This window comes from Pseudomonas folii (genome assembly GCF_014357575.1).
In the GTDB taxonomy this organism is placed as follows: domain Bacteria; phylum Pseudomonadota; class Gammaproteobacteria; order Pseudomonadales; family Pseudomonadaceae; genus Aquipseudomonas; species Aquipseudomonas folii.
The window spans coordinates 1-24,256 of the sequence record NZ_JACONW010000089.1; the positions used below are offsets into that span (position 1 = coordinate 1).

The following is a 24,256-nucleotide window of genomic DNA, read 5'->3' on the forward strand; positions in this document are numbered from 1 at the left end:
AGCACCGCTCCCACATGTAGATCGCATCTCAATCAGCGTTACAGCTGCTGCATCATCTTGCGCACACCCGCCACATGCCGACGGCTGACGATCAACGCATCGCCATTCAGACCTTTGAGGAACAACTGGAAATGCCCCAGAGGCGTGCGCTGCAGGCGCTCGATACGTTCGCGGGCAACCAGTGCGTTGCGGTGAATACGCACAAAACGGTCGCCAAACTCATCTTCGAGTGCTTTCAAAGGCTCATCCAGAAGGACTTCGCCGCCTTCATGTCGCAAGGTGACGTACTTGTGATCCGCGATGAAATAGATCACATGATCCAGCGGGATCAACTCGATGCCTTTACGGGTCCGCGCACTGATGTGGCTGCGTGGTCCGTTGCCGCTTTCTGCCGCAGGGCGCGTCATCGCCGCCAACTGCACACGGTTTGGGCGCTCGGCCTTTCTCAGGGCATCGATCAAATGCTCAGGCCGCACAGGTTTGACCAGGTAGCCAACCGCGCTGACCTGGAAAGCTTCAAGGGCAAATTCGTCGTGCGCAGTACAAAAGACGACAGCAGGCGGGGTTTCCCGCTCGCACAATCTGGCAGCGACTTGCAGGCCATCAATACCTGGCATGCGGATATCCAGCAAAACGATATCCGGCTTGTGGCTTTCAATCAGCGCCAAGGCTTCTTCGCCATTGGACGCACCGGGTTCCAGAACCCGATAGCCCTCAATTTCACTGACCATCCGGCTAAGCCGTTCGCGGGCCAGGGGTTCGTCATCAACGATCAGGACATTCATATAGCTCTGGCTTCCTGCGTGAGTCTCGCACAAGGATAGCGTAGACAGGTGTAGTGACGACCGTCACGGCGCTCCACGCTCAGACTGGCGTGCGGACCAAAAAGTGCCGTGAGGCGCGCACCGATATTTACCAGTGCTTGCTGAGTGCCGTTGGAAGTCTGCCGACTGGCAACTTCGTCATAGGGATTGCTTACACACAATATGAACTCCCCCTTTTCATAATCTGCTTCTACCTTTACGACACCTCCATCGACGCGAGGTGCAATCCCATAAAGCAAAGCGTTTTCGAGTAGTGGCTGCAAGGTTAGCTGGGGAATTGGAAGATCGTCTGGAATTCCACTGATCACCCAGTCCAACTGTAGACGCTCGCCAAGACGATATTGCTCAATCGATAAATATCGTTTTGCCAACTCAAGCTCATCGCGCCAGGTAACGAGGCTTCCGGGCTTGGCCAGACTGGCCCGAAAAAGGTCTGAAAGATCCAGCACCGCCTGCTCGGCCTTGGCCGGATTGGTAGCCACGAGGCTCGCGATGCTATTGAGCGTATTAAACAGAAAATGCGGCCGGATACGCGCTTGCAGCGATTCGATACGCGCGCGCAATTCGCCTTGCTGCTGCTTGCGCCACTGACTCTGCAAATAAAAGTAGCGCAGCATCAGGGCCGACATGATCAGCGCGATGAGGCCATAACGCACGTAGCGTTCGACCATCACACCAAACGTTACTCTGCCGGTCAGTTGGCAGACGTCGGTGACTGCGGTGCAGAGCAGGGTAATCGCCACAACCAGCAAGCAACCGAATACCCCCGCACGGCCAGCAGGCAAACGCGCCAGCCAAGGTCGAAGCCCGCACAACAAGGCCGCCGACAGCAGCACAATCCACTGTACGAACAACGACATCAGCGCCAGCCGCACCCAGTCGAAACCCGGACGCATGGGCTCGACCAGAACCAACACCAGGACCAATAATTCGGCGAGCAGGACCAGTACCAACAGCGCCTGCGGAAGGCACAGCTCAGGGAGGAAAAATTCTTTGCCTGGCCCTTTGGGCGAAGGTTGTTTCAATAAGCTATTTCGCATGAGCCCAGTCTCGACTGTGCTGGCCCGTGCGGCAAGCTGCCCACAAATAAAAAAATCCCAACCTGTTATGATCGCGAGTGCCCGGCGAGCAGACGCGGGCATGTCATTCTTCAGCAGATCACGAGCGAATCCATGAGCACCGACAAGACCAACCAGTCCTGGGGCGGCCGCTTCAGTGAACCCGTCGACGCTTTCGTCGCGCGCTTCACGGCCTCCGTCACCTTCGACCAACGCCTCTATCGCCACGACATCATGGGCTCCATCGCCCACGCAACGATGCTGGCCAAAGTCGGCGTTCTTACTGATGCCGAGCGCGACACCATCATCGACGGCCTGAAGACCATCCAGGCCGAGATCGAAGCGGGCAGCTTCGAATGGCGCGTCGATCTGGAAGACGTGCACATGAATATCGAAGCGCGTCTGACCGACCGCATCGGCATCACCGGTAAAAAACTGCACACCGGCCGTAGCCGTAACGACCAGGTGGCAACCGATATCCGCCTGTGGCTGCGTGACGAGATCGACCTGATCCTGTCGGAAATCACTCGTCTGCAACAAGGCCTGCTGGGTCAGGCAGAGCGTGAATCCGACACCATCATGCCGGGCTTCACACACTTGCAGACCGCGCAACCGGTCACATTCGGTCACCATATGCTGGCATGGTTCGAAATGCTCAGTCGCGATTACGAGCGTCTGGTCGACTGCCGCAAGCGACTGAACCGCATGCCATTAGGCAGCGCAGCACTGGCCGGCACGACTTACCCGATCGACCGCGAACTGACCTGCAAACTGCTGGGCTTTGACGTCGTAGGCGGCAACTCGCTGGACAGCGTTTCGGATCGTGACTTCGCCATCGAGTTCTGCTCGGCCGCCAGCATCGCGATGATGCATTTGTCGCGCTTCTCGGAAGAGCTGGTGCTGTGGACCAGCGCCCAGTTCCAGTTCATCGATCTGCCGGATCGTTTCTGCACTGGCAGCTCGATCATGCCGCAGAAGAAAAACCCCGACGTACCCGAACTGGTCCGCGGCAAAAGCGGCCGCGTATTCGGCGCACTGATGGGCCTGCTGACCTTGATGAAGGGCCAGCCACTGGCCTACAACAAGGACAATCAGGAAGACAAGGAACCGCTGTTCGACGCCGCCGACACCCTGCGCGATTCGTTGCGTGCCTTTGCCGACATGATCCCGGCAATCAAACCAAAGCACGCCATCATGCGCGAAGCGGCGCTGCGCGGTTTCTCCACGGCGACTGACCTTGCGGACTATCTGGTGCGCCGTGGCCTGCCGTTCCGTGATTGCCACGAAATCGTTGGCCATGCCGTGAAGTATGGCGTCGAAAGCGGCAAAGACCTGGCTGAAATGAGCCTGGAAGAGTTGCGCAAGTTCAGCGATCAGATCGAGCAGGACGTGTTTGCCGTGTTGACGCTTGAAGGCTCGGTCAACGCCCGTGACCACATCGGCGGCACCGCTCCGGCACAGGTCAAGGCAGCAGTGGTTCGCGGCCAGGCGTTACTCGCTGCGCGTTAATCCCAAATCTGTTGGAGCGAGGCTTGCCCGCGAATAACGGCAACGCGGTTTTCCTGTTGAACCGAGGTGACCCATTCGCGGGCAAGCCTCGCTCCAACAGGCGAATATCGCCGCCCAAAGGAAACACCCCATGACCGACACCCTCGACAACGATGAAGAAGAATTCGCTGAATCGACTCTGGTTCAGGCAATCGAAAACCAGATCGAAAGCGACAACCCTCCTGCCGCCAAGGCGACGTTCAACAAGCTGACGCTGGTGGGCTATGAGCGTGAAGAAATCCTGCAGTTGATGGCCCATGTTCTGGCTATCGAGATTGACGCACTGCTGGAAGAAGACCGCCCGTTCAACACCGAATGGTACGAAACAGCCTTGCGTGCCTTGCCTGAGCTACCGCCAGAGGCTTGAGCTGACGCGCACACCGGCCAACTGACGGCCGGTGGCGAACCTCAGAAAATCGGGCTCGGCAAAATCTCCAGACCAGGTCTACACTGCAACTGCCTCGCTGCCACTAGAACGACGGGGCTTCCACGCCGAGCCGGCTTTAACGGTCATCCAGAACCGACGAGCGCAGCACAGACACGTTGATTTCAGGATTCCGCCAGTCAGTGAGGCGTATTACTAGAAAAAGTCTGGAGCATCTATGTCGTATACCCCTGAGCTGGTTGCCGAACTGGAAATCCTCGCACTCTTCAATCTTGGCAATACCCTTGAAGGACTCAAAGTCCATCACGTGGCCGCCCCGACGGCTGTTGCGGCTGCACAAAGACTCTTCGAAAAAGGCCTGACCACTCAGGTTGATGGCGGATACCTGACCAGTCTTGGACTGGAGGCTGCCGAACATGCCCAGTCGCTGCTGACAATCCTGAACGTTGCCAAACAAGCCGCTTGATCCCCGCGAGGGTCCGCATTCCAAAAAAGGTTTAGCGGACCCTTCATTTATGAAAATCTGCGCCGATAGTAAAAAGTTGGCGCCAGAACAATAAACGGACTGAAAGCTTCAGGCTCTCACGTCGTCCTGCCCGCCGTCTGACTCACTACTTCCACGCCGCCCCTTTCGAGCCCGGCATCCGGTTTGAGTTGCAATGACGCGTAATTCCGAAATTCGTCCTGACCTGGATGAAGGCATCGACCGCAAGGTGCTTTCCCAGCTCCGTAACCGTTTCCTGACCCTGAACAGCGGGCGGCTTGCGCGTGCCCTTGAGGGGCTGTCGACTCGCCAGCAAACCGTATTGAATTTGCTGCCGCTGTTTTTTCACGTCAACCATCCGCTGTTGCCCGGTTATGTTTCCGGCAGCACGCCTGCGGGCGTTTCCCAATACGAACCCAGTAGCCTGGCACTGGCTGAAGCCCAGCGCCTGACCCGATCGTTTTCGTACAAAACCCGGCGTGGCCATGCGCGCAATCCCATTCACGGTCTGTTTTTGATGGGCAGCCTGGGCACCTTTGCCCAGGCTGACCAAAGCGACATGGATGTCTGGGTTTGTCATGACTCAGAATTGACCGCCGAGGAAATCGCCGAGCTGCACAAGAAATGTCAGGCGCTGGAAGCATGGGCCGACAGCCAGGGCGCCGAGGCGCACTTTTTCCTGATCGACCCGCAGCGCTTCATTGCAGGTGAGCGCGATACACAGCTCAGCTCGGACAACTGCGGCAGCACGCAGCACTACCTGTTGCTGGATGAGTTCTACCGCACCGCCATCTGGCTGGCGGGTCGCACGCCGATGTGGTGGCTGGTGCCGAGCTATGAAGAACAACGCTACGCCGACTACACCCACACGTTGCTGTCGAAACGCTTTATCCGCCATGACGAAGTGCTCGACCTGGGTCATATGGCGCTTATTCCGCCTGGAGAGTTTCTCGGCGCGGGCCTGTGGCAATTATTCAAGGGCATCGAGTCACCCTATAAATCGGTGCTCAAACTGCTGTTGACCGAGGTGTATGCCAGCGAGCACCCCAAGGTCCGCTGCCTGAGCCTGCGCTTCAAGAAAGCGGTGTTCGCCAATCGGGTGGATCTGGATGAGCTGGATCCGTACATGGTCGTGTATCGGCGCATCGAAGAGTATCTGATCCAGCGCGGCGAGCTGGAACGCTTGGAGCTGGTACGCCGAAGTCTGTATTTGAAAGTGAATAAAAAGCTGACCGGCACGTTGCGGCTGCGTAACACCAGCTGGCAGCGGCAGTTACTTGAGCGCCTGACGCGGGAGTGGGGCTGGGACGAGCGTCAGTTACTCCTGCTCGACAGCCGTAGCCAGTGGAAGGTGCGTCAGGTCGCCCATGAGCGCCGCGCACTGGTTAACGAGCTCAATTACAGCTATCGCTTTCTGACCCAGCTTGCCCGTCAGCAAAACGTGGCCAGCTCGGCCAACGCCCGTGACCTGAACGTACTCGGCCGCAGGTTGTACGCCGCGTTCGAGCGCAAGGCAGGTAAAGTCGAATTCATCAATCCGGGCATCGCTCCCGACCTGGCGGAAGACACGCTGACGCTGGTGCAGTCACCCAACAAGCGCGAGCCGGGGAAAACTCAATGGGCACTGTATAACGGCAGTCTGGGCGCTCATGAATGGATCGACTTCTCGCCGATCAAGCGCAGCCGCGAATTGCTTGACCTGCTGACCTGGTGCCACCGCAACAACATAATCGACTGCACTACGCGGCTGGCACTGCACCCAGGTAGCAGCGACCTGAGTGAATTTGAGCTGTTCAATCTGCTCGGGGCGCTGCAACAGCAGATCCCTGTTCCGCTCCAGGCGGTCAGCGAAGAGCGCCTGCTAAGCCCTGCGGTACCCAGCGAGATTCTTTTGCTGGTCAACGTTGGGGTTGATCCGCTGAGTCACCATCGAGACCTGAACATCCTGATGACCACTGAGCGAACTGACTCGCTGAGTTATGCCGGAGTCAGGGAAAACCTCGTACTGACTCTGGATCAGATCACGCTGAACAGCTGGAACGAAATCCTCGTCAGCCGCTATGACGGCGTTCATGCGCTGCTCGACTGCCTTAGCGAGCTACTCAGCACTTTGCCTGAGGGCGCGGCGCAACCTGTAGTTCGCGTGCGTTGCTTCTGCCACAACCGCGCTCCCGCCATCGCCCAACGGGTTGAGGAGCTGGTGGCCACGGCGCAACTGCTGCATGCCGCACGCCTGAACCATCGCTACCTGATCCAGGTGCAACAGCAGTATCACGTACTGGAAATGGTGCCGACCCAGCCCGTCACTCATGTGGTGATCAACAGCCTTTCGGGACTGTTCGAGTATCTGGGCGAAGAGCTGCCGTGTTACAGCCCGCTGCATCTCGACCCGCACGCGCTCAGCGATCACGATCTGGCGCTGATCCTGCCCCACGGCCAGCCCGAATGTGTTCAGGTGTTTTACAGGGTCAACGAAAACGAGGCCGATCTCTACGCCCTTGATGAGCACAATGCGCTCTGGCATCAGCGTCTGGCTTATCACGATGAGTTGAGCCTGTTGCAGCCACTGCAGCGTTTCTTCCAGGCGCTGGTTTACCGCCGCAGCGCGATGCTGCCTGTGGGCGACACTACCGCGTCCACTTTCCTTGAAACGCTGTATTACCAGATCATGCCATCCGGGGCAGGGCGAGCCCGACGTATCGAACCACGCAGTGCGCCAACCGCTACAAGCAAGTCGTTCTACGACGTGCAGGCGATTGTCGAACAAGCATCGCCAGGTCAGGTCAGCGTTACGCTTTATTGCGATAACAACGAGTTCTCCGAGCTGGAGCATGGTGATCAGCTGTTCAGTGTCGTGGCCAGACAGATCCTGGAGCGACGCACCGAGCCCGAACGCTATCGCTGCTACATCACCGATCTGGACCTGTCCGGCTTACTGGACAACGCTCGCGGCCAGACGATTCTGTACCTGCGCTACAAGGCGCAGCTGGAGAAATCACTCAACGACGCCATGGCGCAGGCCTGAGCCAGAAACAACAAACCCCGGCATGCCGGGGTTTGTTAGCTCGATACGAAACCTGTGGGATGACCTTATGTTGGCCTGCAATCCCGTAGGACTGGCTTTAGCCGGGAGAGCGGTATTCCTGACGAAGAACATGTGGTGAATGTCCCGACGCCCTCCCGGCTAAAGCCGGTCCTACGGAATAGCGCGGCTTAAGTGCGAGGCTTGCCCGCGATTCAGGCGACGCAGTATGTCTGTTTGACCGCGTTGTTCTTATCGCGGGCAAGCCCGGCTCCCACAAAGCGAATTCATTCGCGAAGAGGCAAGTACCTCCACAGCCTGTGTATGGCCTGAAGCACCGCCTTCCCGAATGAATTCGGTCCTACCGGTCCTGCGTGAGCTTGAGATCGCTATCAACCTGTGGGGAGCCTTTACGCGTTGTTCGACGACACCGGCTCAGCCCCCGGAACCGCTTCCTTGCTGCGCCAGTGCGGCAGGGAGTTCCAGTAGCGCTCGCCCTTGGCATCGTCGTACATGCCTTCCCAACGCGAGATGACCAGCACCGCCAGTGCGTTGCCGATCACGTTCAATGCGGTACGCGCCATGTCCATGATCCGGTCGACACCGGCAATGAACGCCAGACCTTCCAGCGGAATCCCCACGCTGCCCAGCGTCGCCAGCAGCACCACAAAAGAAACGCCCGGCACGCCGGCGATACCTTTGGAGGTCACCATCAGCGTCAGGACCAGCATCAACTGTTGGCCGATGGACAGATCAATGCCGTACAGCTGGGCTATGAACATAGCCGCAATGCTTTGATAAAGGGTCGAACCGTCGAGGTTGAACGAGTAACCGGTCGGTACTACGAAGCTGCAGATCGCCTTCGGTGCGCCGTAGGCTTCCATCTTGCTGATCACACGAGGCAGTGCGGTTTCGGAGCTGGCGGTGGAGTAGGCCAGGATCAGCTCGTCCTTGAAGATGCGCATCAGTTTGAGCACCGAGAAGCCGAACAGGCGGGCGATCAGCCCCAGCACCACAAAGGCAAAGAACGCGATAGCCGCATAAACCAGAATCACCAGCTTGGCCAGAGGCAGCAACGAAGCAAAACCAAAGTTGGCTACGGTCACCGCAATCAGAGCGAACACGCCAATCGGGGCGTAGTTCATGATCATGTGAGTGACCTTGAACATGGTTTCCGAGATGCCCTGGAATACCTTCAGCACCGGCTCACGCACTTCGGCATCCAGGCTGGCCAGCCCCAGACCGAACATCACCGAGAAAAAGATGATCGGCAACATGTCGCCCCGCGCAACGGCGGCGAAGATGTTGGACGGAATCAGGTTAAGGATAGTGGCAATGAAGGCATGGTCATGCTGCACTTCAGCCGTGGTCGCGGTGTATTTGGAAATATCCACCGTTCCCAGCGTACTCATGTCGATACCGGTACCGGGATGGAAAACGTTGGCAAGCACCAGTCCAACCAGAATAGCGATGGTCGTGACGACTTCGAAGTAAAGGATGGTCTTGAGCCCAATACGGCCCAGCTTCTTCGCATCGCCAACACCTGCGATCCCCACGACCAGCGAGGCAACCACAATCGGTACGACGATCATTTTGATCAGGCGAATGAAGATATCGCCCGCCGGTTGAAGGATGTTACTGATCCACCAGGCCTTCTCTGCACTGAAATGGTTGAGTAGCGCGCCCAGCGCAATCCCGAGCGTCAAACCGATAAGGATCTGCCACGCCAGGCTCAGCTTTGCCTTCTTCATGTCGTTACCTTTTTTCAAGTGGCTCGCACTTCTCTAAGCACACATGCACGACGTTGCTGATCCAAAGCAGCGGCGAAACATCGGTTACCGGTTAGAGCAGTGCCGAGTAGATGCAGCAAGCGAGCATCCGGCTCTGTAGCTGACGAAAAAAGGCGCAACTATTCCCACGCATACGCGCAACGTCTAATGCCGTAAACGACTACCCCATACCGAATCGGCATAATGCGAGCGACAGGAAACATGCCTGAAAGCGACCAGGACGTACCGCGAATCGGCTCAAAGGTGGCTAATTCGCCCTATACAGCCCATTCAGAAAGTTACGAAGAAGAAATCAGCAGGAATATCGCGGGGATGGGAAGCTGACAATTCCTACAAGAATTGTCGGATGTGCGGAGATGTCATGCGAGGTGAAACGATAAAGCGCAACGCAAGACAGCCGATGGTTTCTCGAAGATTCGAGATCACTATCATGGACTTGCGTCGCGGTTCTTCCTGACCCGGCCCTCATCGGGAGTACTCCCTGTACTCCTAGGTCACTCCGATCCAAACGATCAAAGCGTCCCGGCCCCTTGGTCATACGCGATTCTTCTCGAACCGCGCAGCTAAAGAGCACCCCGAACATGGATGCTCTCTGTTCTTGAATACCGTGAATCAGTACCAGTTCGGATCCTTGCGAAGCTGCTCCTGGAGCATGCCTTGCATACCCTCATCCGGTTCACCCAGATAACGGTAGGTTGCGTGACGCGTCGGCGACTTGTCCGAAGGCAGGCCAGCTGGCACATCTACCAACAGTGCATAGGCTTCGTCTTTGTCGAGGCTGAACGCCACGAGTAGACGCTGGCTCTTGCAGGTTTCAGCGGTTTCGCACAAAGGACCAACCAGGTAAGGCTTCTTGTCTTCGGTCACAGCGGTCATCTGCTGCTCGCTGGCACCGGAGAGATTGATCACCCAATCGGGCAAACGCTCTTCCTTCTTGATCACTGAGCTCCAGGTTGACCGGTACTCGGGGTCAGATCCCAACAACTGATTGACCCGAGACTGGCCGTCATTGGCAGCCATCGCCATTACGCTACCGCCCATTAACAGGGCGGCTGCGATTGAGTGCAGAGACGTGCGCATGTTTAACCTCGGCCGCGACGGCCAAAGAAGAACGAAACAACGAACATGACCAGGAACACGACGAACAGGATCTTCGCGATACCAGTTGCGGTGCCGGCGATACCACCGAAACCAAGAACGGCGGCAACAATGGCGATGATCAGAAACGTGATTGCCCAACTCAACATGATGACTCTCCTTATCTGCTTTTAATGGATGCTGCGTTTACTGCTGCGGGTCAAAAAACCCAGGTTTGCTGGTGCGGTACTTCACTTACAGGTGCCTTGCGGTCAACCGGGGTGAGGCTCAGCGCGGTATCGCGAGCCATGGATGCACTGACGTTGCTGTAAGTCTGGCTGTAAGTGAACGGCTGCTTGATCTGTGCAGCTTCACGGGAATTTTCCCAATGCTGAAACTGCTGAATTGCAATCAGAGTGACCATCAGCGCCAAGGTGGCGAACAAGCCTTGCTGAAGGTGCAAGGGCGAAATACGCAATTGAGTAAGACGCTGGCGGTTCATCTGGTTGCTCCTGACACCACGTTGGGCTGTCAAACTTGATCTTGTTGCCGGTAACTTCACGGCTTCTATAAACAAGATATTGCAGCCTGCATGCCAGCTTTCAATTCAATAAAATATCCTTATAAATCAATTAGTTGAAAACGCTAAACAATTTCAGCTGGTAGCATCCTGCACGATCAGCCCTGACGGGTCGTGCAGGATGCACGAACGTACCAGCCCAATTGATCAGCCGGTCGTACGGGTCATCACTTTCAGGGCATCCGCGTTCACGCCCTTCACGCCGCGAATATTTCGCGCGATCTCGACAGCGAGCTCTTTTTCCGCATAGTTCGCAACGATGCCGTCAAGGCTGACCAAACCGCTTTTGGTGTCGACCTTGATGTTCAGGCCATCCAGATTACGGCTGTAGATCAGGCTTGATTTGACCTTGCTGGTAATCCACACATCACTGATGTCTTCAGCCGGGCTGGTGGCTTGCGGATCAACCCGCGAGGCAATGGAATCCGCAGCACTGATGCTGATCAGGTTATTCACGGTAACCACGCCATCAGTGTTGGTCGCCAGATTACCGGCCACTTCCTTGGCTTCCGGGCTTTGCGCACGACCTTTGAGCGTCACGACGCCGTCTTCGGCGTCCACATCAATGTTGAGTGCTTCAGTGACGCTGCTCCACAGCAGTTTTGACTTCACAGTCGCAGTCAGCGTGGCGTCTTCGAATCGCTGCGCCATATTGGCCTTGGTGCCAGGCTCGGCGGCAACATTGGGGTCGATCTCCAGTTGGTTGTCGACCTTATCGATGCCCTTGGTGTCCAGCGCAATACGTTCGGCCAGTTCACGATCAACCTGGTTTTCAACTTTGCCCTTCAGGACAGCCGTTCCCTGCTCGACGCTGACGTCGATCTTGAACGGGCTCAAGTGTTTGTTGAGGGCGAATGCGGTCCAGATCGAACCTTCCTGACGCGCTTCGGCGAGCTGGCTGGGCAAATCGCCCTGAGCAGCACTGGCCATCAAAGGGTTCAAGCCCAGCACGGTGATCGTGGCTGTGGCCAGAGCGAGCTTTTTCAGCGGGTGCATGGCAGTTCTCCATCTTCATAGCTGTGTAAGGGTTTCGAGCCAGTCCTCCGGAGATACATCTCGATTCAGAGGCTTGCATGTGTCTGATCAGCAAACGCCAAGGAAGTGCAGAACCGGGGTCGAGATGGACGCGTTGAGAATCACGCGTCACCGTCACTCAGCGCACCGAGATCGGTAGAACTGGCTTCATTCAACGTGAAAAGCCACCGAAACCAACGAACTGTGCCTCAGGCACTTATCTGGATTATTTTTCATTAAAATCAGATAGTTATGCCTGAATGAATTACAAGGCTAGCATGCACCTCGCATAATCAATCAGAATCAACCATGCAACTTGCCCGATTATTCCGACACTAACGCAAGACAATTCATTAAGGAGCGTAGGAAAAATGGAAGCAGCCACTGAGAATCAGGGCCGTATTCTGCTTGTGGATGACGAATCCGCGATCCTTCGCACGTTCCGTTATTGCCTGGAAGATGAGGGCTACAGTGTCGCCACCGCCAACAGCGCATCCCAAGCGGAAACGTTGCTGCAGCGCCAGGTCTTCGACCTGTGCTTTCTGGACTTGCGGTTAGGCGAAGACAACGGCCTCGATGTACTGGCGCAAATGCGCGTTCAAGCCCCCTGGATGCGGGTGGTGATTGTTACTGCCCACTCGGCGGTTGATACGGCAGTCGACGCTATTCAGGCCGGTGCTGCGGACTATCTGGTCAAGCCATGCAGCCCGGATCAACTGCGTCTGGCCACCGCCAAACAGCTGGAAGTACGTCAATTGTCGGCGCGGCTGGAAGTGCTTGAAGGCGAAATCCGCAAGCCCAAGGACGGTCTGGATTCCCACAGCCCTTCGATGATGGCGATTCTGGAAACAGCCCGCCAGGTAGCAACCACCGACGCCAACATTCTCATTCTGGGTGAGTCAGGCACCGGTAAAGGCGAACTGGCCCGCGCCATTCATGGCTGGAGCAAGCGCAACAAAAAATCCTGCGTGACCATCAACTGTCCTTCGCTGACTGCCGAGTTGATGGAAAGTGAGCTGTTTGGTCACAGCCGCGGCGCGTTTACCGGCGCAAGCGAAAGCACATTGGGGCGTGTCAACCAGGCCGACGGCGGTACGCTGTTTCTCGACGAGATCGGCGATTTTCCGCTCACGTTGCAGCCAAAGTTGCTTCGCTTTATTCAGGACAAAGAATACGAGCGAGTCGGTGATCCGGTCACTCGCCGTGCCGATGTCCGTATTCTTGCGGCCACAAACCTGAACCTGGAAGACATGGTACGCAATGGTCGCTTCCGTGAAGACCTGCTGTACCGTCTCAACGTGATCACGCTGCATTTGCCCGCGCTGCGCGAGCGTACTGAAGACATCCTGACGCTGGCGGACCGTTTCCTGGCGCGCTTCGTCAAGGACTACGCCCGCCCGGCACGGGGTTTCAGTGATGAAGCCAAAGCCGCGCTGCTGAATTACCGCTGGCCAGGCAACATTCGTGAGCTGCGCAATGTCATCGAACGCGCCAGCATCATCTGCCCGCAAGAGCGGGTTGAAGTGGCCCACTTGGGGATGGCCGAACAGCCCACCAGCAACGCGCCCCGGGTCGGTGCCGCGCTGAGCCTGGATGAACTGGAAAAAGCCCACATTGGCGCGGTCCTCGCCACCAGTGACACACTGGATCAGGCTGCCAAGACATTGGGAATCGATGCTTCAACGCTGTATCGAAAACGCAAGCAGTACAACCTATGACTAACCCGGCATGAAACTGGCGATGAAATTACGCACCAGACTTTTCTTCAGCATTTCGGCATTGATAACGGTAGCGTTGCTGGGGTTGGTGCTTGGTCTGGTTAGCGTGATGCAGATGGCGAGCTCACAGGAGTCGTTGATCCAGCAGAATTTCGTGACGCTGGATACCGGGCTGAAGCTTCGGCAAAACCTCGGCGACCAACTGGTCATGATGCTCAATGAAACGCCCAATCCTGAGCGTCTTGGCAAACTGCAGGATCAATTCCGGGTTTTACTGGAGCAGGGTGTCGAGAACGATGAACTCAACAATGTCGACAATGGCTTTCAGGAAGCCAGGGTGGATTACCAGAAATTTATCGATGCTTTCGAAGAGTCCCGCCAGTCCACACGTTCAATGCGCGACAACACGAAACTGACTGAAGCATTCAACAACCTGCGCAACAACCTGCTGATCGCCCACCGCCAGTCGCTGGACAACATCAGCAAGGTGGAAATCCACTCCCGCGAACGAGCGTTATGGGTTGCAGGTCTGCTTGGGCTGGTAGGCATCGCAGTGCTGTGCATCGGTTTCATTACGGCTCACGGCATCGCTCGTCGCTTCGGTGCCCCCATCGAAGCTTTGGCTAAAGCGGCGGACAGCATCGGCAAAGGCAACTTCGAAGTGACCCTGCCGATTGCGTCGGGCGCTGAAATGAATTTGCTGACGCGACGTTTCGGGATCATGGCCGAAGCGTTACGTCAGCACCAAGTCACCAACGTTGATGAGCTGCTGGCCGGCCAGCAGCGCTTGCAGGCTGTGCTGGACAGTATTGACGACGGCTTGTTGATGATCGACCGTCAGGGTCGTCTGGAACACCTCAATCCAGTTGCTCAACGGCAACTGGGCTGGGACGAGCCCAAGCTTGGCCAGGGGCTCGGCGCGGCATTGGAACGTCCTGAGCTGGACGAGCAGTTGTACCTGACTCTGCGCGGCGGAACACTTGAGCGTGCGCCGGAAGATCTTTCCATTGAAGTCGATGGAGAGTCGCGACTGCTGACCTATAGCCTGACCCCCGTCAGCCACACCAAAGGTCACATCCTCGGGGCGGTGATGGTGCTGCACGACGTCACTGAACAGCGCGCATTCGAGCGTGTGCGTAGCGAGTTTGTCCTGCGCGCCTCCCATGAGCTGCGCACGCCGGTCACCGGCATGCACATGGCGTTCGGTCTGTTCCGCGAGCGGTCTAAATTCCCGCCAGACTCCCGCGAGTCGGACCTGCTCGATACAGTCAACGAAGAAATGCAGCGCTTGATGCAGTTGATCAATGACTTGCTGAATTTCTCCCGCTATCAGAACGGTTTGCAGAAGCTCACGCTGGCACCTGTGTCGATTGAAGACATGCTGGAAGAGGCGCGGCAACGCTTCGAAGAAAAGGCCCATGAGCAGAACATTGTCCTGTCGATCGAAACCCAGGAGCCATTGCCTCGACTGCATGCCGATCGTGCCCAGCTTGAACGGGTATTGGATAACCTGATGGACAACGCCCTGCGCCACACACCGGAAAATGGTCTGATTCGCCTTCAGGCACGACGTCATGGCGAACGCGTGATCATTAGTGTGGAAGATAACGGCGAAGGCATCGCCTACGGACAGCAGGGCCGAATATTCGAACCTTTCGTCCAGGTCGGCCGCAAGAAAGGCGGCGCAGGGCTGGGCCTGGCGCTGTGCAAAGAGATCGTTCAACTGCACGGCGGGCGGATGGGCGTCTATTCCAGACCGGGGCAGGGCACCCAGTTTTATATGGCGTTGCCGTTGTAGGAACGAGCGGGGGCTGTGACGTGGGACCGGCTTTAGCCGGGAAGGCGGCATTCCTGACAATGAAGACTCAGCGAATGTACCGGCCTCTTCCCGGCTAAAGCCGGTCCCACGTCATAGACCGCGCAATCCTGTGGAGCCTCAAGCCACATCCTCAGCCCGCCGCCCCTGACTGCGGCGGCCGCCGGTGACCAGTTCGCTGAATTTACGCGCGCTCAATGGCCTGGCAAATAACCAGCCCTGTCCGTACTTCACACCTTCACTCATGAGCAGCCGGGCCTGGGATTCGAATTCGATACCTTCGGCAATCACCCGCAATTGCAGGGCATGAGCCATGCGAATAATGTGAGGGGCCACCCCGCTGCTGGCGGCATCATGTCCTAGGGCATCGATGAATGCCTTGTCGATTTTCAGGCAATCCACGGGCAGCGTCTGCAGGTAAGCCAGGCTGCAATATCCCGTACCGAAGTCATCTATCAACACCGGATGGCCTTTGTCGCGCAGCGCCTGCAAGTGATTGCGGGCAATTACCACGTCGATCAATCCCCGTTCGGTCACTTCAAAAGCAATCTGCCGAGCCGAGACTTTGTGCAGTGCCAGCAATTTGGCCGTAACCCGGCCAATTCGCGGAGCCATCACATCGCACGCTGCGAGGTTCACCGAGATATAAAGCTGCGGGTTGGCTCGCAGCAGCGGCCCCAACTGCTCAAGCAACTGCTGCAGCACGAAATCCGTAATCTGCCGAATCTGCCCCGTGTTTTCTGCCAACGGAATAAACAGGTCAGGACTGGTCAACGTGCCATCCGGCCTGCGCCAGCGAACCAGTGCCTCAGCCCCGACACACACACGCGAATGCAGATCAAAAATCGGCTGGAAAAGCACTTTCAACTCGCCGCGCCGCAAAGCACCCTGCAATTCCCCCCCTAACGACTGGCGCTGACGAACCAGTTGCAGCACCAGCGCACTTATACACAAGGCAATCAGCAGGCTCGTCGGGACCAGCAACCACCAGGCTCCCGCCACCTTTTGCTGGAGACCGGCGCGAGGCGCAATCATCACCAGTTGGTACTCGGGGCTCTCGGTCGGCATCCGGTAGATCAACTGTGTGTCGGTGATGATGAGCTTCTCAGTGCTGCTTGATGACCAGCGCACACCCGGCGGCCAGGATTGATCAGGTCCCAGCACGGTGACGGCTTTGACGCCGTGATTCAGCACCACCAGCAGACTGCCACCGCTGGGCAAATCCACGACATCGGTCAAATGCCCCCGCGAAGTGGAAACCCTGAAACCGCCCCGGCCCAGCACCAACGCTGCAAGATTGTCGTCAGGCTGGGCCGAGGTATTGAGCCAGTAATCATAGGTGGGCCCGCGAATATCCGGCTTGCGGGGCAGGCCGAGCTGACTGTCCCGCGCCCCGCTGGAACACACCCTGGCATCGCCAACAAACGCGGCCTCATAGATGAATCGATAGCTGGAGGTGATCTGCCGTAATCGGTCGACCATCTCCGGATTACAGCGGCGCAGAGGCTGGGCCTCCAGTTGATCAAGACCGGTGCGCAGTTGGCCAAACAGCTGCTCCAGCCGCACCAGAAAACGCCCGCCCTGCGCGTTCATCTGTTCACTTTCGTTCTGTCGCGCCTGATGCAAAGCCAATGCAAAGCTGCCCGCCAACAACACGGCAGCACTCATCAAGGCGGCGAGCAAAGCCATCAGCCAAGGACGATAGAAGGTCTTGCGAAAGGGTGTTGCCGCATCGCGCATCAGTTGATACCCGGAGGAATACCTCTAGGTATAGCAACAAACGCGGAAATAGCCCGCTGGATCGGGGCGGCGGCAACGAATTGGCGCAATCAGCGCTGGCGATTCAGCACTTTCAGGATCGCCGCGCTTTGCACATCAGGCTGCCCGTCGAAACGTGCGGGTCGATAATGCATCTGGAAGGCGGCCAGCACATCCCGCGTGGCGACATCCAGTTCACCCGTCTGCGGCGTGGCGTAGCCCACGCGAGCGAGCTGCTGCTGAAACCAGGCAATATCCGGCACGCTATCGAGCATAAGTGCCTGTTGTTCTGCCACCAGACGCTCGTCCGGCCAGACACCCAGTCCGGCCTCCGCTAATCGCTTCCAGGGAAACAGCGGCCCCGGATCCAGCTTGCGTGCCGGTGCGATGTCGCTATGGCCAATGATGTGACGCGGGTCGATGTGGTTACGCTTGACGATATCCTTGAGCAGCACGATCAGCGCCTGAATCTGCCCCTCGGTATACGGATACCAAAGCCTGCCCGTCGGTGTGTCGCGGTAGCCGGGATTGACGATTTCGATACCGATCGATGCAGAGTTGAGCCAGGTACGCCCCTCCCACTCACTTTCACCGGCGTGCCAGGCCCGGGCGCTTTCATCGACGAGTTTGTAGATAGTCGGCGGCGTATCGCCAATCAGGTAGTGCGCGCTGACTTCACCGTGGGTGAGCAACTCAAGGGAACGCTCAAGCGTCGCCGAGGTGTAATGCACCACGACAAACTGAACGCGGTTATCGTAGTTCACCGACGGATGACTGGTGTCGAGTCGCGGTCCGCTGGTACAGGCCGTCAACGTGATTAGCAGCAGGGCAGATAAAAACAGCTTCATGAAAACCTGAGCAAAGAGGCAAGAAAGTGAGCAGCATAACGCAACGGCGTGGAATCACTCAGCACTGTCGAGCCATATATCAGCCTTGCTCCACACGGTTGCGGCCGTTTTCCTTGGCGCGGTACAAAGCCTGATCTGCGCGCTTGAGTGCTACATCGCTGCGCTCGCCGGGCCGTAACGCCGTCACGCCAGTGGACACGGTGATGGTGACGGGTTCGCTCTTGAAGTGAAACGGGCATTGCTCGACTGCCGTGCGCAGTTGCTCAAGTAAAGTCAGACCCGCTGTCACCTGAGTCGCAGGCAAGAGGATGACAAACTCCTCACCCCCAAAGCGCGCAATGAAATCCGTCGGCCGCAGCTGCTTCTTCACGACCTTGGCAACAATCTTGAGCACCCGGTCACCGGCCAGATGCCCATAGCCATCGTTGATACGCTTGAAGTGATCCAGGTCCAGAATACAAACCAGCAGGTTGGTCTTGTTCTTCTGCCAGACGGCCATTTCATGCCCGAGACGTTCTTCCCAGGCTGCCCGATTGGGTAAGCCGGTCAATGGATCGATCAGTGCCTTCTGCCGCTGCTCTTCAAGATTGGCCCTGAAACCCAGCGCCTCCTGCTCCATGGTCGCCACTCGACTGGCCAGGCCTTGCAGACGCGCCGCAACGTCCTGCTCGCGCTCGTCGCGGGCCTTCTGATGTTGGTCCATGGTGCCCAACAGACCTTCCAGCCGGTTCTCCAATACCTTTTTCAGGCTCGGCAAATCGGCCGCGTCCTGGACGCTGCTTTGCAAACCGTCCACTTGCAAACGCAGCTCATTGTTCAGCTCACGCGAGGCGGTCTGCTGGCCTACGTAGTCTTCGCTGGCAGCCTGCAAATTGCTCTGGAATGACTCGAGCCTCTCATTGAGCTGCTTTAGATAAATCTCGAATTCATGCTGACCGCTGTCCGTAATCGCCAGCATCAAAACAGCCAGATCATCGAGGATGGGCAGTAATTCGTACCAGTTCAGACCATGTTCGAGGCGCTGACGCATTGCTTCGGCTTGAGGCCGATGGTGCTCCGGCAAGGTCAGGTCGTTGAGCAGGCCCAACAGGGTATGTTCGATGTGCGCAGCCACGGAGCTGTAGCTCGGCTCTGGGGAACTGGGCAGCGCGTAAGTCGAATCCTCATCGCCAGACGCTGCCTCTTGCGGCAACTCATCTTCTTCGGTGACAGCGCTGACCGGCTCTGACACGTATTCGTAAGGAACAACCGGGATCGGGGCGAGCAAATCCTCAACCGGGATGGATTCAGTGACTGGCGCATCCAGCGGGGCAGCAACGGGCTCGACAATGGCCTGAACTTCATGGCCAGGATCAGGGATGGCTTGCTCGGGCGCATCGACTACAGGCTCGACTTTCGGCGCCTGCACGTCTGGCGGCGGGGCTGCTGGTTCTGGAGGCAACTGCCGGGATTCAGGATGAACGGGGACCGCCGCTACAGGTGCGACAACAGATGGTGGCGGTGCTGAATCCACCGGTTTGGCCGGAACGTCCGGCTCGTCCCAGTCATCGGCCTCGGTTGAATCAGTCGCACGTTCAGGTACGCCTTCGGGAACAGCGGCTACGGTATCACTGGCGTCCTTTGCCGGAGCATCGCCCGCTTCATGCCCACCAAACAGACGCTGCAGCAATCCCGGCCGGTGCGGCTCTTCAGGACGCTCAATCACATTCAGCGCCTGCCCCTGCAGGCCACTAAGCTCGCCGAGCAACAGTGGCAGCTCCCTCGCTTGCGAGGCGCGCTCTTCAAGGTCTTTGGCGAAACGCTTCAGCGGCTTGCGCACGTCTTTGGGTAGTTGCAGGGCCTGTAGCTGCGTGACCAGCGACACCAACGCGCTGCTGACCTGCGCGGCACGCTCTTCGCGGCGCTGCTCGGAATCCAGTACCGCCTTTTCCAGCTTCGGAATCAACGCTGCAAGGCCTGCGTCCATGTCGTCCTTACGGACGATTTCGCGCATTTCCTTCATGCACTGGTCGACAGCCCGGTCCGAACCCTCGGCCGCCAGACTGCTGCGCACCAGACCGCGGCGCAGCAAGTCGAGACGGGCATTCCAGCGTTTTTCAAGCTTGTCTTGTTGCTCGATGCCTTTGAGGTATTTCTCTCGCCAGCGTTCGGCTTCGTCACTCATTCAGGAGATCCGCGATGACTGATAACGGGCAGCGAGTCGCCACTCAATGAAGCAGGCAAGCGGATCTCTACTGCAACGGGTAAATGATCAGAGATGGGCTGAGCCAATACCTGAACCCGTTCCAGAGTGAGTGTAGGACTGAGCAGAATATGATCAAGGCAGCGTTGCGGTCGCCAGCTGGGAAAAGTCGCCTCAATCTGCGGAGCAAGGAGACCCAGGTCACGTAATGGAGATTTTTCCAGCAGGTCGAGGGCGTGGGTGTTCATATCGCCCATGAGTACCTGATGACGGTAGCCACCGATCAATTCACGGATATACGCCAATTGCCGGGTACGAGTGCGTGCGCCAAGTGCGAGGTGCATCATCACCACGACCAGCGCATCTTCACCTTCGCCAAAGCGAACCAGAATCGCGCCACGCCCGGCAGGTCCGGGCAGCGGGTGATCCTCGATCGCCCACGGCCGCAAGCGGCTAAGCACGCCATTGCTGTGCTGACCCAGACGACCCAGGTTGCGATTGAGTTGCTGATACCAGTAAGGAAAGGCACCGAGCTGGGCAAGGTGCTCGACCTGATTGACGTAGCCGGAACGCAAACTGCCGCCATCGGCTTCCTGCAAGGCAACCAGATCGAAGTCGCCCAGCAAGTCACCTATCTTCTGCAGATTACTGGCTCGCCCAACGTGCGGCAGCAAATGCTGCCAGCTGCGCGTGACGTAATGCCCATAGCGGCCGGTGCTGATGCCGACCTGGATGTTGAAGCTAAGCAAGCGGAGCCGACCGTCAGCCGGCAGCCCACTTGCTTGCAGATGATGCTCGTTGACCCGCGGATCATGCAGGCCAACGCTTCGTACTGCTTTCTTGCGCAGCATGGCAGGCGCTGCTTACTTGGCCGCTCGCTCTTTGGCGATGAGCTGATCAGCCACTTGCAGGGTTTGCTCTGGACCACCGGCAGAACCCAGGTCGAAACGGTACTTGCCGTTGACGATCATGGTCGGTACGCCAGTGATTTCATACTTCTTGGCCAGTTCCTTGTACTGGGCGATCTTGCCCTTTACAGCGAACGAGTCGAAAGTCTTCAGGAACTCATCCTTGTCGATGCCTTGGGTAGCCACGAATTCGGCCATGTCGTTCTTGTCGGTCAGACGCTTGCCGCCTTTCTGGATCGCTTCGAATACCGCGGCGTGAACCTTGTGCTCTACGCCCATGGTGTCCAGGGTGATGAACAGTTGACCGTGTGCGTCCCAAGGGCCGCCGAACATGGCAGGGATACGGACGAAGTGAACGTCAGCGGGCAGCTTCTCGACCCATGGGTTGATGGTCGGCTCAAATGCGTAGCAGTGCGGGCAGCCGTACCAGAACATTTCCACAACTTCGATCTTGCCTGGCTCGGAAACAGGAACGGCGCTGCTCAGCACGGTGTACTGCTTACCGGCTTCGATAGGCTCGGCAGCGTGTGCCGTAATACCGAAAAGACTGGCGGCAACCAGTGCGGCGCTGAGGATCAGATTACGCATGCTTTACTCCTGAGGCTGATTTGAGTCGCCTTGCAACGACCGGACTTCGACCGGTCGACAAGACGCGAGTTCGCTAGTGTAACGCTGGCAACAACAAAAAAGGGTAGCCGACGCTACCCTTTTTAAATGGAAAACCTGTTGGAATCGGCCTTGCCCGCGAAGAACGGTAACGAGGTGTTTCAGGATTTGTGCCGTGACGTTTCATGTGAGGCGCCTCCAGTCCACGTCATTGCGCAGAATCAAAGGGAGATTCTATATTTGCCCGCAAGTAATGTGACGACGTGGGACCGGCTTTAGCCGGGAAGGCGGTCTTTCTGCAGATGAAGACTCAGGGTCTGTCCCGGCCTCTTCCCGGCTGAAGCCGGTCCCACGTCATTGCGCAGAATCAAAGGGAGATTCTATATTTGCCCGCAAGTAATGTGACGACGTGGGACAGGCTTTGGCCGGGAAGGCGGTAGTTCTGCAGATGAAGATTCAGGGTTTGTCCCGGCTTCTTCCCGGCTGAAGCCGGTCCCACGTCATTGTGCAGAACCAGTGGGCGATTGTATATTTGCCCGCAAGTGACGTGGGACCGGCTTTAGCCGGGAAGGCGGTAGTTTTGCAGATGAAGATTCAGGGTTTGTCCCGGCCTCTTCACACGTCATCAGTGATCCTGGGGATCAGCCGTCAATGAAGCCCCTGGATGTACTGCGAGAGCGCCTCGATATCCTTGTTGCTCAATTTGGCAGCAATGGCGCGCATGACCATCGTGTCGCCATCGTTGGTGCGCTCACCTTCGCGGAAGGCCACGAGCTGCTTCTTGATGTAATCCGCGTGCTGTCCACCCAGGTGCGGGAATCCTGCGGGTGCATTGCCTACGCCATTGGGTGAGTGGCACCCGGTGCAGGCGGGCATGCCCTCGCTCAGCTTGCCGCCACGGAACAGCGCTTCGCCGCGAGCAACCAGTTTCTCGTCAGCCGCACCCACGCTGCCTTTCTGGCTGGCGTAAAACGCGGCGATATCGTTGAGGTCCTGCTCGTTGAGGCTGGTCAGCAGGCCGGTCATTTCCAGCACAACACGCTTGCCGTCCCTGATCTCATGCAACTGCTTGAGCGTGTAACGCTGGCCCTGACCCGCCAGCTTGGGGAAGTTTGGCACCAGGCTATTACCATCGGGACCGTGACAGGCACTGCAAACAGCGGTTTTGGTCTGGCCAGCAGCCGCGTCGCCGACTACCGTGTCGGCCGCCTGAGCCGTGCCGCAGATGCCCAGAGCGAGCAGCAGACTCACGAAAATTTTGTTCATCAGGTAATCCAGATCGGCTAAAGGTGAATAGTTTTATAGAGGTGGGTTCGCTCATCCGAGGCGGATGAAGGTTCGCGAATCCCCGCTATTGCGGTCTCTGCACAATCCACGCAACGGCATCACTTTGAACTCCTGAACACAGGCGGCTCCAAAGCCTTCATACTCAGCAACCCTTTCAGGTTAAAAGCGGACTGCGTTCTAATGCGCTTATAGTTCTCGCTTGGCTGATGTAGCTTCCCGTAAACGGGACAAAGCACACACAAAATCTGCGGTAATTATATACTGGCCTCACTGAAACGGAAACGACACCTCTTGCCGCACCCCTTGCAGGCACAGCTCTCACCGGAAATCACATGCAACTCAAGAATCCCATCCTCGGCTTGTGCCAACAGGCAACCTTCATGCTCAGCGCAGCCAAAGTCGACCAGTGCCCGGACGACGACGGCTTTGAAGTGGCGTTCGCAGGACGCTCCAACGCAGGCAAGTCGAGCGCGCTGAATACCCTGACGCACGCCAGCCTGGCCCGCACATCGAAGACGCCAGGTCGTACGCAACTGCTGAACTTCTTCAAGCTGGACGATGAGCGACGCCTGGTTGACCTGCCGGGTTACGGCTACGCCAAGGTGCCAATCCCGCTGAAGCTGCACTGGCAGCGCCACCTTGAGGCTTATCTGGGCAGCCGCGAAAGCCTGAAAGGTCTGATTCTGATGATGGACATCCGTCACCCGATGACCGACTTCGACATCCTGATGCTGGACTGGTCCATCGCCAGCCACATGCCGATGCACATTCTGCTGACCAAAGCCGACAAGCTGACTTACGGCGCAGCCAAGAACACGCTGCTCAAGGTTCAGTCAGAAATCCGCAAGGGTTGGGGCGATGCCGTCAGCATCCAGCTGTTCTCTGCACCCAAGCGTATGGGACTGGAAGAAGCCTATACCGTGCTTGCAGGCTGGATGGAGCTGGAAGACAAGGCGCCCGCCGAGTAAATCGCAGGCAAAAAAAACCCCGGACTTCATGTGGGGGAGGGGAAGTTCGGGGTTCAAGTTCCAGACTTCCATGGAGGGAAGCCGGATATCTGCCAACACTTAACACAACTAGGAGCATGACTGGCTTCACAGCCAATCGAGTTCTCTGACTGGTGTTCCGGGGCGTAAGTTCCTGGCCGGAGGAAATTCTCCGATAGCCTTCGTGCAGACAGCGCTGTCTGTTGGAGCGAGGCTTGCCCGCGAATCAGGCGCCTCAGTCGATCTGGCAAACCGCATTATCGTTCATCGCGGGCAAGCCCAACTCCCACAAACAGCGCGATCCCTGTGGGAGATTCTATGTTTGCCCGCAAGCTGACTGACGACGTGGGACCGGCTTTAGCCGG

20 protein-coding genes are annotated in these 24,256 nt (G+C 57.5%); 7 read left to right on the forward strand and 13 right to left on the reverse strand.

The features are described 5' to 3' along the window. Positions 1-38: 38 nt before the first annotated feature. Both H8S59_RS17560 and H8S59_RS17565 read right to left on the reverse strand, forming a co-directional pair. The gene (locus tag H8S59_RS17560) at positions 39-785 is read right to left on the reverse strand and encodes a LytR/AlgR family response regulator transcription factor (RefSeq protein ID WP_095093216.1); all 747 of its coding nucleotides are present in this window, start codon (positions 783-785) and stop codon (positions 39-41) included. After that, a complete protein-coding gene (locus H8S59_RS17565) occupies positions 782-1,864 on the reverse strand; it encodes a sensor histidine kinase (protein ID WP_187522272.1) in 1,083 nt (360 codons plus the stop codon). The genes H8S59_RS17560 and H8S59_RS17565 overlap by 4 nt, the downstream gene beginning before the upstream one ends. A gap of 132 nt (positions 1,865-1,996) precedes the next feature. On the opposite strand from H8S59_RS17565, the gene argH reads away from it, so the two are divergent. The 4 genes from argH to H8S59_RS17585 all read left to right on the forward strand — a co-directional run bounded on the left by argH (position 1,997) and on the right by H8S59_RS17585 (position 7,324). Beyond that, positions 1,997-3,391 carry an argininosuccinate lyase gene (gene argH, locus H8S59_RS17570; RefSeq protein ID WP_187522265.1) on the forward strand — a complete coding sequence of 465 codons (1,395 nt, stop codon included), beginning with the start codon at positions 1,997-1,999 and terminating at the stop codon, positions 3,389-3,391. A 130-nt stretch (positions 3,392-3,521) separates the two neighbouring features. Continuing rightward, positions 3,522-3,797 carry a hypothetical protein gene (locus H8S59_RS17575; protein ID WP_027899428.1) on the forward strand — a complete coding sequence of 92 codons (276 nt, stop codon included), beginning with the start codon at positions 3,522-3,524 and terminating at the stop codon, positions 3,795-3,797. A gap of 235 nt (positions 3,798-4,032) precedes the next feature. Beyond that, complete coding sequence (locus tag H8S59_RS17580) at positions 4,033-4,281, forward strand: TIGR02647 family protein (RefSeq protein WP_087271499.1); 249 nt, start codon at positions 4,033-4,035, stop codon at positions 4,279-4,281. A gap of 193 nt (positions 4,282-4,474) precedes the next feature. Then, positions 4,475-7,324 carry a class I adenylate cyclase gene (locus H8S59_RS17585; protein WP_187522266.1) on the forward strand — a complete coding sequence of 950 codons (2,850 nt, stop codon included), beginning with the start codon at positions 4,475-4,477 and terminating at the stop codon, positions 7,322-7,324. 407 nt (positions 7,325-7,731) lie between these two features. Here the strand turns inward: H8S59_RS17585 and gltP are convergent, their stop codons facing one another. The 5 genes from gltP to H8S59_RS17610 form a co-directional block, all read right to left on the reverse strand. Beyond that, complete coding sequence (gltP, locus tag H8S59_RS17590) at positions 7,732-9,072, reverse strand: glutamate/aspartate:proton symporter GltP (RefSeq protein ID WP_095093212.1); 1,341 nt, start codon at positions 9,070-9,072, stop codon at positions 7,732-7,734. 651 nt (positions 9,073-9,723) lie between these two features. Beyond that, positions 9,724-10,191: an inhibitor of vertebrate lysozyme family protein gene (locus tag H8S59_RS17595; protein WP_095093211.1), complete on the reverse strand. Its 468-nt coding sequence runs from the start codon at positions 10,189-10,191 to the stop codon at positions 9,724-9,726. Positions 10,192-10,193: 2 nt separating this feature from the next. Further along, a complete protein-coding gene (locus H8S59_RS17600) occupies positions 10,194-10,358 on the reverse strand; it encodes a DUF1328 domain-containing protein (protein WP_002555679.1) in 165 nt (54 codons plus the stop codon). Between the two features lie 50 nt (positions 10,359-10,408). Continuing rightward, the gene (locus H8S59_RS17605) at positions 10,409-10,690 is read right to left on the reverse strand and encodes a hypothetical protein (protein WP_187522267.1); all 282 of its coding nucleotides are present in this window, start codon (positions 10,688-10,690) and stop codon (positions 10,409-10,411) included. A 225-nt stretch (positions 10,691-10,915) separates the two neighbouring features. Next, the gene (locus H8S59_RS17610) at positions 10,916-11,764 is read right to left on the reverse strand and encodes a BON domain-containing protein (protein WP_187522268.1); all 849 of its coding nucleotides are present in this window, start codon (positions 11,762-11,764) and stop codon (positions 10,916-10,918) included. A gap of 389 nt (positions 11,765-12,153) precedes the next feature. Between H8S59_RS17610 and algB the strand changes: the two genes are divergently transcribed. Next, the gene (gene algB / locus H8S59_RS17615; protein ID WP_027899435.1) at positions 12,154-13,500 is read left to right on the forward strand and encodes a sigma-54-dependent response regulator transcription factor AlgB; all 1,347 of its coding nucleotides are present in this window, start codon (positions 12,154-12,156) and stop codon (positions 13,498-13,500) included. Between the two features lie 10 nt (positions 13,501-13,510). Then, the gene (locus H8S59_RS17620) at positions 13,511-15,298 is read left to right on the forward strand and encodes a KinB sensor domain-containing domain (RefSeq protein WP_095093208.1); all 1,788 of its coding nucleotides are present in this window, start codon (positions 13,511-13,513) and stop codon (positions 15,296-15,298) included. Positions 15,299-15,436: 138 nt separating this feature from the next. On the opposite strand, the gene H8S59_RS17625 is transcribed toward H8S59_RS17620, so the two are convergent. The 6 genes from H8S59_RS17625 to H8S59_RS17650 form a co-directional block, all read right to left on the reverse strand. Beyond that, positions 15,437-17,056 (reverse strand): EAL domain-containing protein, encoded by a 1,620-nt coding sequence (locus H8S59_RS17625; RefSeq protein WP_095093207.1) that lies wholly within the window; start codon positions 17,054-17,056, stop codon positions 15,437-15,439. A gap of 89 nt (positions 17,057-17,145) precedes the next feature. Then, positions 17,146-17,922, reverse strand: a complete 777-nt coding sequence (locus H8S59_RS17630; RefSeq protein ID WP_095093206.1) for an N-acetylmuramoyl-L-alanine amidase — start codon at positions 17,920-17,922, stop codon at positions 17,146-17,148. Between the two features lie 79 nt (positions 17,923-18,001). Further along, positions 18,002-20,086, reverse strand: coding sequence for a GGDEF domain-containing protein (locus tag H8S59_RS17635; protein ID WP_187522269.1), 2,085 nt, complete (start codon positions 20,084-20,086; stop codon positions 18,002-18,004). Further along, entirely contained in the window at positions 20,083-20,955 is an 873-nt protein-coding gene (locus H8S59_RS17640; protein WP_187522270.1) for an endonuclease/exonuclease/phosphatase family protein, read from the reverse strand. The genes H8S59_RS17635 and H8S59_RS17640 overlap by 4 nt, the downstream gene beginning before the upstream one ends. 12 nt (positions 20,956-20,967) lie before the next feature. Then, on the reverse strand, positions 20,968-21,600 hold the full coding sequence (locus H8S59_RS17645) for a thiol:disulfide interchange protein DsbA/DsbL (protein ID WP_095093203.1): 633 nt from the start codon (positions 21,598-21,600) through the stop codon (positions 20,968-20,970). A gap of 666 nt (positions 21,601-22,266) precedes the next feature. Then, a complete protein-coding gene (locus H8S59_RS17650) occupies positions 22,267-22,884 on the reverse strand; it encodes a c-type cytochrome (RefSeq protein WP_187522271.1) in 618 nt (205 codons plus the stop codon). Between the two features lie 353 nt (positions 22,885-23,237). On the opposite strand from H8S59_RS17650, the gene yihA reads away from it, so the two are divergent. Further along, entirely contained in the window at positions 23,238-23,873 is a 636-nt protein-coding gene (gene yihA / locus H8S59_RS17655) for a ribosome biogenesis GTP-binding protein YihA/YsxC (protein WP_099270246.1), read from the forward strand. The last annotated feature ends 383 nt before the right edge of the window (positions 23,874-24,256 follow it).

Coding starts and splice junctions, on each gene's coding strand:
- H8S59_RS17560 (WP_095093216.1), bottom strand. CDS start 785: ATGAATGTCCTGATCGTTGATGACGAACCCCTGGCCCGCGAACGGCTT.
- H8S59_RS17565 (WP_187522272.1), bottom strand. CDS start 1,864: ATGCGAAATAGCTTATTGAAACAACCTTCGCCCAAAGGGCCAGGCAAA.
- argH (WP_187522265.1), top strand. CDS start 1,997: ATGAGCACCGACAAGACCAACCAGTCCTGGGGCGGCCGCTTCAGTGAA.
- H8S59_RS17575 (WP_027899428.1), top strand. CDS start 3,522: ATGACCGACACCCTCGACAACGATGAAGAAGAATTCGCTGAATCGACT.
- H8S59_RS17580 (WP_087271499.1), top strand. CDS start 4,033: ATGTCGTATACCCCTGAGCTGGTTGCCGAACTGGAAATCCTCGCACTC.
- H8S59_RS17585 (WP_187522266.1), top strand. CDS start 4,475: ATGACGCGTAATTCCGAAATTCGTCCTGACCTGGATGAAGGCATCGAC.
- gltP (WP_095093212.1), bottom strand. CDS start 9,072: ATGAAGAAGGCAAAGCTGAGCCTGGCGTGGCAGATCCTTATCGGTTTG.
- H8S59_RS17595 (WP_095093211.1), bottom strand. CDS start 10,191: ATGCGCACGTCTCTGCACTCAATCGCAGCCGCCCTGTTAATGGGCGGT.
- H8S59_RS17600 (WP_002555679.1), bottom strand. CDS start 10,358: ATGTTGAGTTGGGCAATCACGTTTCTGATCATCGCCATTGTTGCCGCC.
- H8S59_RS17605 (WP_187522267.1), bottom strand. CDS start 10,690: ATGAACCGCCAGCGTCTTACTCAATTGCGTATTTCGCCCTTGCACCTT.
- H8S59_RS17610 (WP_187522268.1), bottom strand. CDS start 11,764: ATGCACCCGCTGAAAAAGCTCGCTCTGGCCACAGCCACGATCACCGTG.
- algB (WP_027899435.1), top strand. CDS start 12,154: ATGGAAGCAGCCACTGAGAATCAGGGCCGTATTCTGCTTGTGGATGAC.
- H8S59_RS17620 (WP_095093208.1), top strand. CDS start 13,511: ATGAAACTGGCGATGAAATTACGCACCAGACTTTTCTTCAGCATTTCG.
- H8S59_RS17625 (WP_095093207.1), bottom strand. CDS start 17,056: ATGCGCGATGCGGCAACACCCTTTCGCAAGACCTTCTATCGTCCTTGG.
- H8S59_RS17630 (WP_095093206.1), bottom strand. CDS start 17,922: ATGAAGCTGTTTTTATCTGCCCTGCTGCTAATCACGTTGACGGCCTGT.
- H8S59_RS17635 (WP_187522269.1), bottom strand. CDS start 20,086: ATGAGTGACGAAGCCGAACGCTGGCGAGAGAAATACCTCAAAGGCATC.
- H8S59_RS17640 (WP_187522270.1), bottom strand. CDS start 20,955: ATGCTGCGCAAGAAAGCAGTACGAAGCGTTGGCCTGCATGATCCGCGG.
- H8S59_RS17645 (WP_095093203.1), bottom strand. CDS start 21,600: ATGCGTAATCTGATCCTCAGCGCCGCACTGGTTGCCGCCAGTCTTTTC.
- H8S59_RS17650 (WP_187522271.1), bottom strand. CDS start 22,884: ATGAACAAAATTTTCGTGAGTCTGCTGCTCGCTCTGGGCATCTGCGGC.
- yihA (WP_099270246.1), top strand. CDS start 23,238: ATGCAACTCAAGAATCCCATCCTCGGCTTGTGCCAACAGGCAACCTTC.